The 15,191-nt window shown below is 72.9% G+C and carries 14 protein-coding genes; 3 read left to right on the forward strand and 11 right to left on the reverse strand.

Annotated features, from left to right (window positions below; genetic code table 11):
- The 3 genes from ACFP3V_RS00005 to ACFP3V_RS00015 all read right to left on the reverse strand — a co-directional run.
- Nucleotides 1-715, reverse strand: a 715-nt coding sequence (locus tag ACFP3V_RS00005; protein WP_380578196.1) for an NADH-quinone oxidoreductase subunit C, incomplete at its 3' end; no start/stop codon positions are given.
- A complete protein-coding gene (locus ACFP3V_RS00010) occupies nt 712-1,545 on the reverse strand; it encodes an NADH-quinone oxidoreductase subunit B (protein WP_380578198.1) in 834 nt (277 codons plus the stop codon). The genes ACFP3V_RS00010 and ACFP3V_RS00005, both read right to left, overlap by 4 nt.
- Complete coding sequence (locus ACFP3V_RS00015) at nt 1,536-1,928, reverse strand: NADH-quinone oxidoreductase subunit A (protein WP_380578200.1); 393 nt, start codon at nt 1,926-1,928, stop codon at nt 1,536-1,538. The genes ACFP3V_RS00010 and ACFP3V_RS00015 overlap by 10 nt, the downstream gene beginning before the upstream one ends.
- Nucleotides 1,929-2,146: 218 nt before the next feature.
- Between ACFP3V_RS00015 and ACFP3V_RS00020 the strand changes: the two genes are divergently transcribed.
- Together ACFP3V_RS00020 and ACFP3V_RS00025 are read left to right on the forward strand one after the other, a co-directional pair.
- On the forward strand, nt 2,147-3,325 hold the full coding sequence (locus tag ACFP3V_RS00020) for a sensor histidine kinase (RefSeq protein ID WP_380578202.1): 1,179 nt from the start codon (nt 2,147-2,149) through the stop codon (nt 3,323-3,325).
- Nucleotides 3,326-3,584: 259 nt separating this feature from the next.
- A complete protein-coding gene (locus ACFP3V_RS00025) occupies nt 3,585-4,325 on the forward strand; it encodes a sensor domain-containing protein (protein ID WP_380578204.1) in 741 nt (246 codons plus the stop codon).
- Between the two features lie 34 nt (nt 4,326-4,359).
- Here ACFP3V_RS00025 and ACFP3V_RS00030 read toward each other — a convergent pair whose 3' ends face one another.
- The 6 genes from ACFP3V_RS00030 to ACFP3V_RS00055 form a co-directional block, all read right to left on the reverse strand.
- Complete coding sequence (locus ACFP3V_RS00030; RefSeq protein WP_380578206.1) at nt 4,360-5,472, reverse strand: S1C family serine protease; 1,113 nt, start codon at nt 5,470-5,472, stop codon at nt 4,360-4,362.
- 67 nt (nt 5,473-5,539) lie between these two features.
- Nucleotides 5,540-7,699, reverse strand: a complete 2,160-nt coding sequence (locus ACFP3V_RS00035) for an ArnT family glycosyltransferase (protein ID WP_380578208.1) — start codon at nt 7,697-7,699, stop codon at nt 5,540-5,542.
- A gap of 113 nt (nt 7,700-7,812) precedes the next feature.
- The gene (locus ACFP3V_RS00040; RefSeq protein WP_380578210.1) at nt 7,813-9,300 is read right to left on the reverse strand and encodes a sensor histidine kinase; all 1,488 of its coding nucleotides are present in this window, start codon (nt 9,298-9,300) and stop codon (nt 7,813-7,815) included.
- A complete protein-coding gene (locus ACFP3V_RS00045) occupies nt 9,297-10,055 on the reverse strand; it encodes a response regulator transcription factor (RefSeq protein WP_380578212.1) in 759 nt (252 codons plus the stop codon). Before ACFP3V_RS00045 ends, ACFP3V_RS00040 begins: the two co-directional genes overlap by 4 nt.
- A gap of 124 nt (nt 10,056-10,179) precedes the next feature.
- Nucleotides 10,180-10,884: a rhomboid family intramembrane serine protease gene (locus ACFP3V_RS00050; protein ID WP_380578214.1), complete on the reverse strand. Its 705-nt coding sequence runs from the start codon at nt 10,882-10,884 to the stop codon at nt 10,180-10,182.
- Between the two features lie 179 nt (nt 10,885-11,063).
- Complete coding sequence (locus tag ACFP3V_RS00055) at nt 11,064-12,008, reverse strand: aldose 1-epimerase family protein (protein ID WP_380578216.1); 945 nt, start codon at nt 12,006-12,008, stop codon at nt 11,064-11,066.
- Between the two features lie 175 nt (nt 12,009-12,183).
- Here ACFP3V_RS00055 and ACFP3V_RS00060 point away from each other — a divergent pair, with 175 nt between their 5' ends.
- On the forward strand, nt 12,184-13,341 hold the full coding sequence (locus ACFP3V_RS00060) for an acyl-CoA dehydrogenase family protein (RefSeq protein ID WP_380578218.1): 1,158 nt from the start codon (nt 12,184-12,186) through the stop codon (nt 13,339-13,341).
- 104 nt (nt 13,342-13,445) lie between these two features.
- Here ACFP3V_RS00060 and ACFP3V_RS00065 read toward each other — a convergent pair whose 3' ends face one another.
- Both ACFP3V_RS00065 and ACFP3V_RS00070 read right to left on the reverse strand, forming a co-directional pair.
- Nucleotides 13,446-14,495, reverse strand: coding sequence for a MerR family transcriptional regulator (locus tag ACFP3V_RS00065; protein ID WP_380578220.1), 1,050 nt, complete (start codon nt 14,493-14,495; stop codon nt 13,446-13,448).
- Between the two features lie 81 nt (nt 14,496-14,576).
- Nucleotides 14,577-15,191, reverse strand: a complete 615-nt coding sequence (locus tag ACFP3V_RS00070; RefSeq protein ID WP_380578223.1) for a GNAT family N-acetyltransferase — start codon at nt 15,189-15,191, stop codon at nt 14,577-14,579.

Genomic DNA, 15,191 nt, shown 5'->3' on the forward strand with positions numbered 1-15,191 from the left:
GGACCGGGGCCTCGGCGGGGGTATCCGCGGCCGCCTGAGTCGCCGAGCCCGTCGCCGCGCTCCGCGCGCGGCGCGGGCGGTCGGCAGCGCCGGCCCGGGCCGGACGCTCCGGCGCGGGCGGAAGCGTGCCTTTGAGCGGACCCCACTCGTTCGGGTCCGGCACGCCCGGCGGCAGCATGCGGCGGCGCGCCGTGCCCTCGGCGGGGCCGTGGTCGCTCTCACCCGGCTCCTTGGCCCCGGGCCAGGCCTTCGCGACCCGTGCGGCCAGGACGAACTCCTTGCGCAGCGGATGGCCCTCGAAGCCCTCAGGCAGCAGCAGCGGCACCAGGTGCGGGTGGCCGGTGAAGGCGACGCCGAACATCTCGTGCGTCTCCCGCTCGTGCCAGGCCGCGCCCGGGAAGATGTCGACCGCGCTGGGGAGTGACGCCGCGTCACGCGGCACCCGCGTGCGCAGCAGCAGCCGCAGCACCGGGACGCCGGGGCCGCCGCCCACGGCGGCGAGGTGGGCGGCGACGGAGAAACCATCCGCCAACTCGTCCACGGCGCTGAGCCAGTCGAAGAAGCGCAGGCCGAGGCCGTCACGGCAGGCCGTCAACGCGTCGAGCCAGTGCTCGGCGGGGACGTCGACCGTCACCAGGTCGTAGGCCTCCGCAGCGGTCGCCCAAGGGCCGATCGCCGCCGCGAGCTCCTCGGCGGAACGGGGGTCCGCACTCACGAGGCGTCACCTCCCGCGCCCGGAGCCGCACCCGAACCCGGAGCCGCACCAGGAGCCGGAGCCGCACCCGAGCCCGGAGCCGGGCCTGCACCCGAACCCGCACCCAAAGCCGCTCCCGCACCATCGCCCGGGCCAGCGACGAGCCCACGCCGCAGGGCGCCCGCCGCGACGGCGGCGCGGTCGTCGGCCGCCGGGCGACCGGCGGGGTACTGCTCGGGCAGCGACTCCCGGGCGATCTTCTCCTGGAGCTTGAGGATGCCCTGCAGCAGCGCCTCCGGCCGCGGCGGGCAGCCGGGAACGTAGACGTCGACCGGGATGATCTGGTCGACGCCCTTGGTCACGGCATACGAATCCCAGTACGGCCCACCGGAGTTCGAGCACGCACCGAAGGAGATGACGTACTTCGGCTCCGGCATCTGCTCGTAGAGCCGCTTGATGGCCGGGGCCATCTTGTCCGTCACCGTGCCGGAGACGATCATCAGGTCGGCCTGACGCGGGCCGGGGGCGAAGGGGATGACCCCGAGCCGGATGAAGTCGTGCTTGGCCATGGACGTCGCGATGAACTCGATCGCGCAGCAGGCCAGACCGAAGTTGAAGCACCACAGGCTGTACCGGCGGCCCCAGTTGAGCACGACCTTGATCGGGTCCGGTGCCAGGCGGGCCAGCGGTCCGAGCCGGCGTGTCTCCAGGGCGCCGCCGGCGACCGCGCCGGTCGGGGCGCCCGCCTCGCCGCTGCCGCGCACCGCGGGCATGCCGAGGGGCACGACCCCGCCCTCGGCGGATCCGTGGCCGTGCGCGTACGGCGTCTGCTGCTGCGGGGTCACGTCCATTCCAGGACGCCCTTCTTCCACGCGTAGAGGAGGCCCACCGCCAGGAAGCCGATGAAGACGAACATCTCCACCAGCGTCCCGGACCCGAAGCCGGGACGGGCGAACACGGTGGCCCAGGGGAACAGGTAGATCGCGTCGACCGCGAAGATCACATAGAGGAAGGCATAGACGTAGTACCGGATCTGGGTCTGCGCCCAGCCCTCCCCCACCGGATCGACTCCGCACTCGTAGGCGAGCAGCTTCTCCTGGGTGGGCGCGTAGGGGCGCAGCAGCTGGTTCGCCGCGAAGGCCGTACCCACGAAGAGACAGCCGATGAGCGCGGCCAGGCCCACCACGGCGTAGCCGTGGAAGTAGCTCGGCGCAGGCCCCGCCAGTGCCTCCATGCTGGTCGCCTCCGGTCCCGGACGGATCTCTTACCTTCCCGTACGGGCAGTGAGTCTAGGTCCACGTACACGTCAGCCGTGAACCACACCCACCTCATGAGACGTACCCCCGCGCACGGCCCCTCCACCCGGAGGCGCCCGGGGGTAGGGAGAACCCCACCCCGAAGAGGCCGACCGGCCCCATGTCCCGGCCCGGGCCCGGCGGGCAGACTTGCGGCATGTCCTCAGCCACGCCCGCCGCCCCCGTGCTCACCGGCTCCCGTCCGGTCCCGCGCACCCGTCCCGCCTTCGACCGCCGGATGCTGCGCGAGGCGGGTCATCTGCTGAGCAACCTCGCCGTAGGCATCGCCGGCTTCACGCTCACGGTGGCGGGGATCAGCGCCGGCGTCGGCCTGCTCTTCACCATCGTCGGCATCTGGGTCCTCGCCCCCACGCTCTTCGTGCTGCGCAGCGGCCTCGGCAGCCTGGAACGCCGGCGGTTGCTGGCCCTGCTGGACGAGGAGGTCCCGGCCCCGCTGCCGGTGGCCGCCCGCCGGGACAACGTGCTGAGCCGGGCGCTCGCCGTGCTGGGCGACGGGCTCGCCTGGCGCACGGTGCTCTACTTCTGCCTCATGCTCCCGTGGGGCGTGCTCACCTTCACGCTCACGCTCGTGGCGCTGGTGACGCTGTTCCCGCTGCTGCCGTGGATCACCCGGGGCCTGTCGACGGTGGACCGGGTGCTGGCCACGACCCTGCTCGCCCAGGGGGATCTGACCCGGCGGGTGCGGAAGTTGGAGCAGGACCGCGGTTCGGTCGTCGACACCGCCGCAGCGGACCTGCGCCGGATCGAGCGCGATCTGCACGACGGCGCGCAGGCGCGGCTGGTGGCCGTGGCCATGGATCTCGGCCTGGCGAAGGAGAAGCTGACGGAGGATCCGGAGGCGGCGGCGCGGATGGTGGACACCGCGCACGGCGAGGTGAAGGTGGCCCTGCAGGAGTTGCGCGACCTCGCCCGGGGCATCCACCCGGCCGTCCTGACGGACCGTGGGCTCGACCCGGCGCTGTCGGCGGTGGCCGCCCGCGTCCGGGTCCCGGGCGGGGCCAGGGTGACCGTCGATCTGGACGAGCGGCCGGACCCGGCCATCGAGGGCATCGCCTACTTCACGGTCAGCGAACTGCTGGCCAACGTCTCCAAGCACGCCCGGGCCCAGCGGGCGACGGTGGACGTCTGGCGCAGCGGCGACCGCGTGCTGATCCAGGTGCAGGACGACGGCGTTGGCGGCGCCACGGCGGCCCCTGGCGGCGGCATCGCCGGCCTGGCCGAGCGGGTGCGGGCGGTGGACGGCGTCTTCGACATCACCAGCCCCGTCGGCGGCCCGACGACCGTGAACGTCGAACTGCCCTGGCACACGCGGTAGGCACACGAGGTAGGCACCCTCGGCGGTGCCGCGCGGCCAGGGCCGGGCCCGCGCCTCCACGCCGTTCGGCAGCCGGGTAGGCCGCAGCGGCGCCGGCCAGCAGCCGGGTGGGCCGCAGCGGCGCCGGCCGGACCCACCCCCGAGAACACCGAACCGCCCCAGTGATCGCTGCCACCTGTCCGGCAGGCTGCTCACCTCGCCACGCCGCGCCACGCCACGCCACGCCACGCCACGAGAGACCGAGGGGACAAACCCGACCATGCCGAGCGTTCCGACCACCCCCACCACCCCGGCGACCCCCGCGACCCCCGCGACCCCCGCGACCCCCGCGACCCCCGCGACCCCCGCGACCACGGCAACCGCGCCGACCACGAGAGGCTCGTTCGCCGCGCCCTGGTCCGCGCGGACCTGGCGAGAGACCCTGCACAACCTGCTCAGCCTGCCCGTCGGCATCCTCGGGTTCGTCTGGGTCACCGCGACCGTGAGCGTCGGGATCGGCAGCGTACTCACCGTCGTCGGCCTGCCCGTGCTCGCCGTCGCCGTGCTGGGCGCGCGGGGGCTCGGCGCCATGGAGCGGGCGCGCGTCCGGGCGCTGCTGGGGACGGAGGTGCCCGCCCCGGCGGCACCGGAGCCGCGACGTCCGGGTGCGCCCGCATGGATCGCGGCCATGCTGCGCTCGCCCGCCAGTTGGAAGGCGGCCCTCTACCAGCTGGTCATGCTGCCGATCGGGATCCTCAGCTTCACCGTGGCCGTGGTCTTCTGGAGCTACGCGCTCGCCGCCAGCAGTTACCCGCTCTGGCACTGGACCCTGACCCGCTACGCCCATCTGCCCGGGCTCCAGCTCTACACCAACGGCGGTCACACGGTGTACCTCGACTCGCCGTTCCGGATCGCGGCCACCTGCCTGCTGGGGCTCGTCCTGCTGTGGCTCACACCGCAGTTGATGCGCGGGCTGGCCGCGCTCCAGCGGGCGCTGGCGCGCGGCCTGCTCTCGGCGTAGCACCGGGCGAGCCGGGTCCCGCCGCGCTGTCGCTTCACAGCGTGCCCAGGGTCACCGTGGCCGTCCTGGTCGCGCCGCCGCGGAGGTAGCTGACCTGCACCTGCTGACCCGGCGTCAGTGTCGCCAGCACCTCGGACAGTTGGCTCACGGTCGGCGTGTCCTTGCCGTCCACCTTCGTGATGATGTCCCCGGCCTGAAGTCCGGCCTTGGCCGCCGGGCCCCCGCTGGTGACGCTGACCACACCGACCCCGGTCTGATCCGCGCTGGTGCCGGTCAGCACGGTGCGGACGGTGACGCCGAGGGCGGCCCGGCCGGAGTCGGTGACCTTGCCGCTCTTGATCATCTGATCGGCGAGCCGGGTCACCGACGACGCCGGGATCGCGAAGCCGATGCCGGGGGCCTGCGCGGACGAACCGCTCTGGCTGCTGTCCACCGCGGCCAGCGTGTTGATGCCGATGACCTCGTTGTTCAGGTTGACCAGCGCGCCGCCGCTGTTGCCGGGATTGATGGCCGCACTCGTCTGCACCATGTTCGGGATGGTCGCGCCCTGCGGGTTGTCGGCGCTGCGGGACTCGGAGACGGTCCGGCCCACCGCCGAGACGATGCCCTGGGTGACGCTGCTGGAGAGGCCGAGCGGGTTGCCCATGGCCATGACGATCTGGCCGACGGCCACCTTGCTGCTGTCACCGAAGGCGGCCGGCTTCAGTCCGGAGGGCACGCTCTTCAGCTTGATGACGGCCAGGTCGTTGGCCGGATAGCTGGCGACGAGGGAGGCGTCCACGGTCGTCGAGCTGTTGGCCAGGGTCACCTGGAAGCTGGTCGCACTGCCGACCACGTGCGCGTTGGTGACGATGTCGCCCTTGTTGTCGTAGACGATGCCGGAGCCGAGGCTGTCGCCCGCGGTGATCTGCACGACCGACGGCAGCACGGCCCTGACGGTGTTCTCGTACGCGGTCTGCAGGTCGTTGGCACCCGCGGTGACGGTGCCGGAGTTGGTCGACTCGGCGCTGCTCGACGCCGAACTGGAGCTGCTCGACGCGGATTTCGAGCTGGACGAGGTGCAGGCCGCCACGCCGAGGAGACTCCCCAGGGTGGCGACCAGCGCGGACAGTCGCAGCCAGCGACGACGGCTTCGCAGGGACTCCATGACGCGCCCTTCTCCATCAACTCACGGTGCCGGGATTTATGAAGGATTGTCACTTTTGTCGGTTTGATTACTTCGACGCCACGCCCGAGAGGTCGTACACCGTCACCCCGTCCACCGTCTTGGCGGTGTAGTGCGCCGCGACCCAGCTGGAGATCTGCGAGGTGGTCGAGCCGCCCGCGCCGGGCCCGCCGGCCCCGCCGCCCATGCCACCTCCGCCGATGAAGTAGTGGATCTTCCCGGCGGCCGCGTACGCCTGGAACTGGGCCAGACTGGGCGCCGGGTCCGAGCCGTTGAAGCCGCCGAGGGCCATCACCGGATCCCCCGTGGCCAGCTGGTAGCCGGAGGCGTTCTGCGAGCCGACGGCTGCGGCGACCCAGGTGAACTTCGAGGCGTCCGCCTTGAGCAGTGCGGTGATCGCGCTGCCGGGGTTGCTGCCGTTGAGGTGGCCGCCGGCACCGCCCCGGCCGGTGCCGCCCGGCAAGCCCCCGTTCGCTCCGAACTCGGCCGCGCCGCCAGGGAATCCGCCCTGACCGTTCAGACCGCCGACGGTCCGGCCACCGCCGGCCTGACCGTTCTGAGCACCCGGTGCCGTGGCCGAGTTTCCGCCCGGAACGCCCTGTCCGGGCTGCTCGCCGGTGGCTCCGGCCTGGCCGCCGCCGGTGGCGCCCCCACCCGGGAAGCCGCCCTGACCGCCGCCGGGGAAGCCGCCGCGGCCGCCGGGGAAGCCTCCGCCACCAGGGCCGCCGAAGCCTCCGCCCGCGACCGCGGGACCGGCGGAAGGCAGCGAACCGCTGTGACCGGTGGACGCCGTCTGCAGGCTGTACGCCGCCGGCCCCGCGAGACCCGCCACGGCGCCCAGCACGGCCAGGCCGCCCGCCAACAGGCGCGGCAGCCGTCCTGCCGCCACCAGCGCGAGGGCCGTCAACAGGCCCACCACCAGCACCGCGTAGCGCAGCCACGGGACGAAGTCGGGGCTGCGGCGCAGCAGGACGAAGGAGGTCACGGCGGTCACCGCGACCGCCGCGGCGAGCAGGCCGGAGTTGAGCCAGGAGTGCCGCTCGCGCCGGAGCAGCCCGCCGCCCAGGCCGATCAGCGCCGCGGCGTAGGGCGCCAGCGCGATGTTGTAGTACGGGTGGAAGATGCCCTTCATCAGACTGAACGTCAGAAACGTGGCGATCAGGGCGAGTCCCCACAGCAGCAGCGCCGCCCGGTAGGGGTCGGTGCGCGGGGCGCGCCGGGTCAGCCAGAGGCCTGCGAGAAGCAGCAGCGCCGCTGTCGGCAGCAGCCAGGCGATCTGGCCGCCCATCTCGCCGGTGAACAGCCGGGTGAGTCCGGTCTGGCCCCACATTCCGCCGCCACCACCTCCGAGGCGGCCGCCACCGCCGCCGACGCTGCCCGTCTCCGAGCCGTCGAGGCGGCCGAATCCGTTGTAGCCGAAGGTCAGCTCCAGAAAGCTGTTGTGCTGGCTGCCGCCCACGTAGGGCCGGTCCTGAGCAGGTGTCAGCTCCACCGCTGCGACCCACCAGCCGCCGCTGACGACCATGACCGCCAGCGCGAGCAGGAGTTGGCGGATCCGCCGCCACCAGCCGGTTGGTGCCAGGAAGAGGTAGGTCAGCCCGAAAGCCGGCAGCACCAGGAAGGCCTGCAGGGTCTTGGCGAGGAAGGCGAACCCCAGCGCCGCGCCCGCCAGCACCAGCCAGCGGGTCTGCGCCCGCTCCTGCGCCCGCAGCACGGCGTAGGCGGCGGCGGTGAGCAGCAGCGCCAGCAGGGCGTCCGGATTGTTGAAGCGGAACATCAGTGTGGCGACCGGTGTCAGCGCCAGGGCCGCGCCCGCGACCAGGGCCGCCGCCTCGCCGGCCCGACGGCGGACCGCGGCGTGGACGACCGCGACGGTGGCGACCCCTTCCAGGGCCTGGGGAGCCAGGATGGCCCAGGAGTTGACGCCGAAGATGCGAGTCGACAGCTCCATCACCCACAGTGACGCCGGGGGCTTGTCGACGGTGATGAAGTTGGCGGCGTCCGAGGAGCCGAAGAAGAACGCCTTCCAGCTCTTCGTCCCGGCCTGGACGGCCGCCGAGTAGAAGGAGTTGGCCCAGCCGGACGCGCTCAGGCCCCACAGGTAGAGCGCCGCGGTCAGCACCAGCAGCACGACGAGGGCCGGCCGCCCCCACGATGCCTCGCGCCGGCCGGGCACCTGCACGGCCGGGGCGGGGACGGTGACAGTCATCGGGCACCCTTCTTGCTCTGCGGACAGGCAGTCACCGCAAAGCCTGGGGCGCGGGTCTGTCCCCTCTGTGTGCCGCGGCTGTGTGCTTCCTGACAGCCACCGCAGAGTGGTGCTCAGCCTCCTGGGAGCAGCACCGTGAAGGTCGTGCCGCTGGGCGCCTGCGTCGAACTCGCCACACTCACCTGGCCGCCGTGCGCCTGGACCACCGCGGAGACGATGGCCAGACCGAGGCCGGTGCTGCCGGCCGCGCGCGAGCGCGATCCGTCTCCGCGGGCGAAGCGCTCGAAGACGACGGGGAGCAGCGACTCCGGGATGCCGGGGCCGTTGTCGGCGACGGTGATCTCCCGCCGGCCGTCCGCGCGGTTCCGCACCCGGGCGGTGACCGCGGTGCCCTCCGGGGTGTGCTTGCCGGCGTTCGCCAGTAGGTTGACCAGGATCTGGTGCAGCCGGTGCTCGTCGCCCTGCACGATGACCGGGTCGTCCGGCACGTCCACCTGCCAGCGATGCCCCGGGCCGGCCGCGTGGGCGTCCCGGACCGCGTCCACGACCAGCGGGGACAGGTCCAGCGGCTCGCGCTCCAGCGGACGGCCGGCATCGAGGCGGGCGAGCAGCAGCAGGTCCTCGACCATGCCGGTCATCCGGCCGGCCTCGGATTCGATGCGGCCGAGCGCGTAGGCGGTGTCCGGCGGCACGACCTCCTTTCCGCGGCGGGTGAGTTCGGCGTAGCCGCGGATGGAGGCCAGCGGGGTGCGCAGCTCGTGGCTCGCGTCCGCGACGAACTGGCGGACCCTCGTCTCGGAGGCGTGGCGGGCGGCCAGTGCGGCCGAGACGTGGTCGATCATGCGGTTGAGCGAGGCGCCGACCTGGCCGGACTCGGTGCGCGCGTCGGTGTCGGCCTCGGGGACGCGGGCCAGCTCGCCCACCTCGCCCTTGTCGAGCGGGAGTCGGGAGATGCGGACCGCGGTGGCGGCCACCCGGTCCAGCGGGCGCAGCGAGATGCGGATGACGGCGACGGAGAGGAAGCCGGTGAGGATCACGCCGAGCACGGCGACCACGGTCTCGGTCAGCACCAGCTGGCTGGTGATGCTCTGGGTCTCCTGCTCGGACAGGCCGATCACCGCGTACCGGCCTGAGCCGCCGCCGTTGGGCTCGTGGTCGTGCGCCACGGTGACCAGGTAGTCCCCGAGACCAGGCACGGAGACGGAGTGGTCGCGCCCGTCGTCCGGGACCGCCAGCAGCGCCTGCTGCTGGGCCTGCGTCAGCGTCGGGGGCGCACTGCGCGGGTTGAACGCGCCGGTGTTCTCGGACGACGTCCGCCCGGAGTCGGTGACCTGACCGTCCGTCACCACGACGGCCACCGCCTTCGCGGGGCTGATCTGCGGGAAGTTCACCAGGGCGGCGCCCTGCTGCATGAACGGGGCCGAGCGGGCCTGCTCCAGCTTGTCGGTGAGGTTCGCGTTGAGCTGCGCCCGCAGGACCACCGTGGTCACCAGCACGATGACGGCGCTGACCAGCGCCAGCATCACCGTCGTGGTGACCAGCAGCCGGGTGCGCAGGGACCAGGTGGACCAGCGACGCAGCCATGCCCGGGGCGAGGTCACGCCTCGGCCGGCTCCGCCGGCTTGAGCACGTAGCCGGCGCCGCGCATGGTGTGGATCATCGGCGCCCGGCCCGCGTCGATCTTGCGGCGGAGGTAGGAGATGTAGAGCTCCACGACATTGCCCTGGCCGCCGAAGTCGTAGTTCCAGACACGGTCCAGGATCTGCGGCTTGCTCAGCACCCGGCGCGGGTTGCGCATCAGGAAGCGCAGCAGCTCGAACTCGGTGGCGGTGAGCCGGATGGACTGACCGCCGCGGTGGACCTCGCGGCTGTCCTCATCCAGCGTCAGATCGCCGACGACCAGCAGCGATTCGCTGCGGGCGGCCGCGGCCCCGGAGCGGCGCAGCAGGCCGCGCAGCCGGGCGACGACCTCCTCCAGGCTGAACGGCTTGGTGACGTAGTCGTCTCCGCCCGCCGTCAGGCCGGCGATGCGGTCCTCCACCGCGTCCTTCGCGGTGAGGAAGAGGACCGGGACGTCGGGCTGTTCGGCCCGCAGCCGGCGCATCACCTCGAGGCCGCTGAGGTCGGGCAGCATCACGTCGAGAATCACGGCATCGGGGCGGAACTCCCGCGCGGTCCGCAGGGCGGCGGCACCGTCGCCGGCGGTCCGGGCCTTCCAGCCCTCGTAGCGCAGGGCCATGGACAGCAGATCGGCGAGAGGGGCCTCGTCGTCGACGACGAGCACACGCACGGGGCTGCCGTCGGGGCGGCGCAGCTCGGCGGGCGCCGCTTCGGGGATCGGGCGGGTGGCAGTCATGGGGACCACCGTGCACAGCACCCATGAGAAATCTATGAACCGTGCCTGTGACGCCCCTGTGGATCCTGTGGGATTCCTCTGGGTACCGCGCCGAGGGTTTCAGATGGTTACCGCGCGGAGGCTTTCAGAGCAGCCCGAGGTCGCCCAACTCCTTGTGCAGGTCCGCCCGCGGACCGCCGCCCTGCTCCGGCAGCGCGGGGACGCCGGCCGGACCGGGCTCCGACTCCACCGCCCGCTTCCTGCCGCCACCGGACCGGTCCCGCAACAGCCAGGCGCCCAGCACGCCGCCCACCAGGCCGCCCAGGTGCGCCAGCCAGCTGACGCCGGGAGTGCCGGGCACGGCGACCGTCAGCAGGTAGGCGAACGAGGCGGCCATCACCACGCCTATCAGGATGTCCAGCAGCCGCCGGTCGAACAGGCCGCGCACCACCACGTAGCCGAAGTACCCGAAGACCAGGCCGCTGGCGCCGACCGTGAGCGAGCCCGAGCCCTGGAAGAACCAGACGGCGAGCCCGCTGCAGACCGCGACCAGCACCGTGAGCGCCAGGAAGCGGTAGACCCCGCGGTGGGCGGCGAGGAAGCCGAAGACGAACAGCGGCCCCGAATTGGCCTCCAGATGCTGCCAGTTGAGGTGCAGGAAGGGCGCGACGAAGACGTCCGGCAGCCGGGCGGGCTCCATCGGGACGATGCCGAAGGAGCGGTCCATCCCGTACCCGTCGGCCCAGTTGGCCAGCTGCAGCGCCCAGACCAGCGCCACGAACCCGAACATCACGAAGAAGGCCTTGCGTGCCTCGGCCAGCAGCTCCTCGGCGGACTGACTCCCCGTCATGCTCCCCCCTTCCCTGTGCGGTCGGCCCCAGCGTACGGCCGCGGACGGCCGGCGCAAGCTCATCGCCCGCAGCCTGTGGAAAACTCCGCACCGGGCCGGCCGCGGCCAAGCCGGCCCGCAAGCCCACCGTCCGGGCCGCAGGCCACCGGTCCGGCCCGGACGCACGCGATGACGGACCGTCAGAGCGCGCGGATGCCCCAGTGGTGCACGATCCGCTCCCCCGGCTCCAGCCGCACCACGTCCTCCCCTGTGGCGAAGGCGTTCGGCGGGCAGCTCATCGGCTCGACCGCCACCCCGCCCCTGCGGTGCGCCGCGTCGAGCGTGTCACCGGTGTACACCTGCAGCCAGCCCACCTCCGGACCGACCCACAGCTCCACGCCCCGGCTGCCGTCGGCCTCGGTCAGCCGCACCCGGGCCCGCCCGTCGGCGTTCCGGCCCAGGCCGGTGAAGGCCGTGTCCAGCACGGCGTCCGCGATCCGCCGGGGCTGGCGGAAGTCGTACGGCGTCCCGGCGACGGACTCCTTGCCGGTCGGGATCTTGCGCTCGTCCACCGGGAGCCAGCTGTCCGCGGGCAGCTCCAGCACCGCCTCGCCGATCGAACCCGGCCCCCGGCCGAGCGTCAGGTACGGATGGGCGCCGAAGCCGTAAGGCGCTGCCGTGGCACCGGCGTTGCGCGCGGCGATCTCGACGGTCAGCCCGTCTCCCGACAGGGCGTACCGGGCCGTGAGCTCCAGGATGTGCGGGTACCCGTGCTGCGGGTAGAGCCGCAGGCCGAAGCGGACCGAGGCGGCGCCCGCGCCGTGGTCCTCGGCGACCAGCCGCCAGGGCAGCCAGCGGGTGAAGCCGTGGCTGGCGTTGCCGGTGGCCGGTTCGCTGATGTCCAGCTGCCGGTGCTCGCCGTCCCAGTCGTAACGCCCGTCGCGGACCCGGTTCGGCCAGGGGATGAGCAGCTGCCCGGCGCCACCTGGAGGCGGCTGGTCCGCCTGGTACTTGACGACCAGCGGCCGGCCCCGATGGCTCAACCCGCGCAGTCCGGCGCCCACCCCGCTGATCACCGCGCGGTAGTCGCCTGCCTCGATCACGTGCTGCGGCCCGTTGGGCGACAGCGCATTCGCTTCAGCCATGCCCGCATCCTCGCACCCTGGAGGCAGGCGGACCGCTGACCTATCGACCGTTCGGGGACCGGAAGCGGAAGCCCGGGCCCGTACCGGACGGACATCACAGCCACGGCCCTGGACAGCATCGCTACCGCCGATTAACTTAACGTTCGTTCGACCCCGAGCCGGAGGGAGCGCCGTCGTGCGCCGTACCGTTTTCACCGAGGACCACGAGGCGTTCCGGGAGACCATCCGCGACTTCATCGCCAAGGAGGTCGTGCCGGTCTACCCCGAGTGGGAGCAGGCCGGGCACGCCCCGAAGGACTTCTATCTGAAGCTGGGCGAGCTGGGCGTCTTCGGCATCGAGGTGCCCGAGGAGTACGGCGGCGCCGGCATGACCGGCTTCAAGTACCAGGCCGTGGTCACCGAGGAGTGCGCCCGTGCCGGCGTCAGCTTCGGGGCCGCGGGCGTGCACACCGGTCTGTGCCTGCCCTACCTGCTCGAGTACGGCAACGAGGAGCAGAAGCAGCGCTGGCTGCCCAAGTTCGTCTCCGGCGAGATGATGACCGCCATCGCCATGACCGAGCCGGGCACCGGCTCCGACCTGGCCGGGATGACCACCCGCGCCGAACTCTCCGAGGACGGCACCCACTACGTCCTCAACGGCGCCAAGACCTTCATCACCGGCGGCGTCCAGGCCGACCTGATCCTGGTCATCGCCCGCACCTCCCCCTTCAACCCGGAGGACCGCCGGGCCGGCCTGTCCATCCTCTGCGTGGACACCACCTCCGAGGGCTTCTCCGTCGGCCGCAAGCTGGAGAAGATCGGCCTGCGCACCTCCGACACCGGCGAGCTGTCCTTCGTGGACGTCAAGGTCCCGGTGGAGAACCTGCTCGGCGAGGAGGGCAAGGCCTTCTCCTACCTCGCGCACAACCTGGTCCAGGAGCGCCTGGCCATCGCCGTCGGGGCCTACGCCTCCGCCCGCGCCGCCGTGGACCTGGCCGTCGCCTACACCAAGGACCGCAAGGTCTTCGGCCAGTCGGTGGCGTCGTTCCAGAACACCAAGTTCGAACTCGCCGCCTGCGAGGCCGAGGTGGACGCCGCGCAGGCGGTCGTCGACCGGGCCCTGGAGCAGTTCGAGACCGGCGACCTGACGGCGTCGGACGTCGCCAAGGCGAAGCTGTTCACCACCGAGGTCTGCTCCCGCGTGGTCGACCGCTGCCTGCAGCTGCACGGCGGCTACGGCTACATCCTGGAGTACCCGATCGCCCGCCTCTACACGGACAACCGGGTCTTCCGGATCTACGGCGGCACCAGCGAGGTCATGAAGACCGTGATCGCCAAGAGCCTCGGCCTGTAGCGGCGAGAAACGTAGAACGGCCCATCATGGAGGGCGGGGACGGCGGTCGGCCGTCCCCGCCCTCCATGATGGCTTCCGCCGTCCGCGCGACCGCGGCCGCCCGGCTACGCCGCCACGAACGCGGCGGCGACGGCGATGTTGTCGGGGCCGCCCTCGGCCCGGGCGAGCGCGACCAGCTCCCGGACGGCCCCGTCCGGCTCCGAGGCGGCGGCCAGCACCCGGCCGATCGCCTCCTCGGCGGCGACCGCGGCCAGGCCGTCCGAGGCGAGCAGGTAGCGGTCGCCCGGCTCGGAGCGGCGCAACGACAACTCCGCCCGTGTCCCGGAACTGCCGTCGAGTGCGCGCAGCAGCAGCGCCCGCTGCGGGTGGACCTCCGCCTCCTCCGGCGTGAGCCGGCCCTCCGCCACGAGGGACTGCACGTACGAGTGGTCCTCGGTGATCCGGAACAGCTGTCCGTCCCGGAGCAGGTAGGCCCGCGAGTCGCCCAGGTGCGCCAGAGCCAGCTGCGCACCGCGCCACGCCAGAGCGGTCACCGTCGTTCCGGAGTCCGGGAGTTCGGCAACCGTCGCGCCGGCCCGCGCCACCGCGCCGGCCAGCGCGGCCGGCAGCCCCTCGTCCCCGGCCGACGCCACCGCCTCGCGCAGCGCGGACACCACCGCGCTGCCGGCCGCGCCGCCATCCGGACCGTAGCCGTCCGCCACGGCCAGCAGCCCCGGGCCCGCATAGGCCGTGTCCTGGTTGGCCTGGCGCACCAGTCCGGTGTCGGACAGGGCCGCCCATCGGACAGTCGACTCATGTGCGCTCATGGCTGTCTCCCTTCCCGTCAGCTCGTCGAGGAGGGCATCCGCCAGATCCCGACGGTGCAGATGGGACCGCTCCTGCTCGGCCCAGAACACCATCACCTCGGCGGCCGCCGCGGTCGGCGGCAGCCGCACGACCTCCCGGATCCGGGCCAACGGCATGCCCAACTGACGTAGCCAGGACACCAGTCGGGCCTGCGGCAGCTGCTCGGGGGCGTAGTGCCGGTAGCCGCTCCAGCGGTCCACCCGGGCGGGGCGCAGCAGCTCCAGCTCGTCGTAGAGCCGCAGCGCCTTCGGCGACAGCCGGCTCAGCCGCGCGAAGGCGCCGATGGTCAGCAGTCCGTCGTCGTCCATTCCGGTCCCTCCCCGCCGGGCCCGTCGCCCGGCACCCGCAACGCTCGGGTCTGCCCCAGGGGGAAGGTCAAGCGCCCGGGGTCACAGCGCCAGCCGCATGACCGGGCGGGTGTCCTTGCGCTTGCGCACCTCCCGGAAGCCCGCGCGCCGGAACATGGCGGCGGTGCCGGTGTAGAGCGAGGCCGGATCGCCTTTGGCACCCCCCGTCTCGACCGGGTAGGCCTCCAACTCCCGTGCCCCGCGCGCCCGCGCGTGCGCCACCGCCCCGGCCAGCAGCGCGGTGGCGACCCCCCGACCGCGCTGCGGGCGCGGAATCCAGAAGCACGTCACCGCCCACACTCCGGGGTCGTCCGGATCGTCGCCCCGGTCCGGGTCGTCGGCGTCCACAGGCTGTGGACCGGGCTTCAGTGTCGGCGAGCGCAGCACCCGCGCGTACTCCGGGCGCGGGGCCAGGCCGGCCCAGCCGACGGGCTGCCCCTCCTCGTAGGCCAGCAGACCCGGCTCCCGGCCCTCCCGGGTCAGGCGCTCCAGCAGAGCACGGTTCCCGGCGCCGCGCTCGGCGCAGCCCGCCGAGAACTCCTTTCCGCTCAACCGCCAGAAGGCGCACCAGCAGTTGGAGTAGGCCCCGCTGGGCCCGAAGAACTCAGCCAGCTCGGCCCACCGGTCGGCCGTCACGGGTACCACGTCGAACGCCAT

It is taken from the genome of Streptacidiphilus monticola, from assembly GCF_042658505.1.
GTDB classification, from domain to species: domain Bacteria; phylum Actinomycetota; class Actinomycetes; order Streptomycetales; family Streptomycetaceae; genus Streptacidiphilus; species Streptacidiphilus monticola.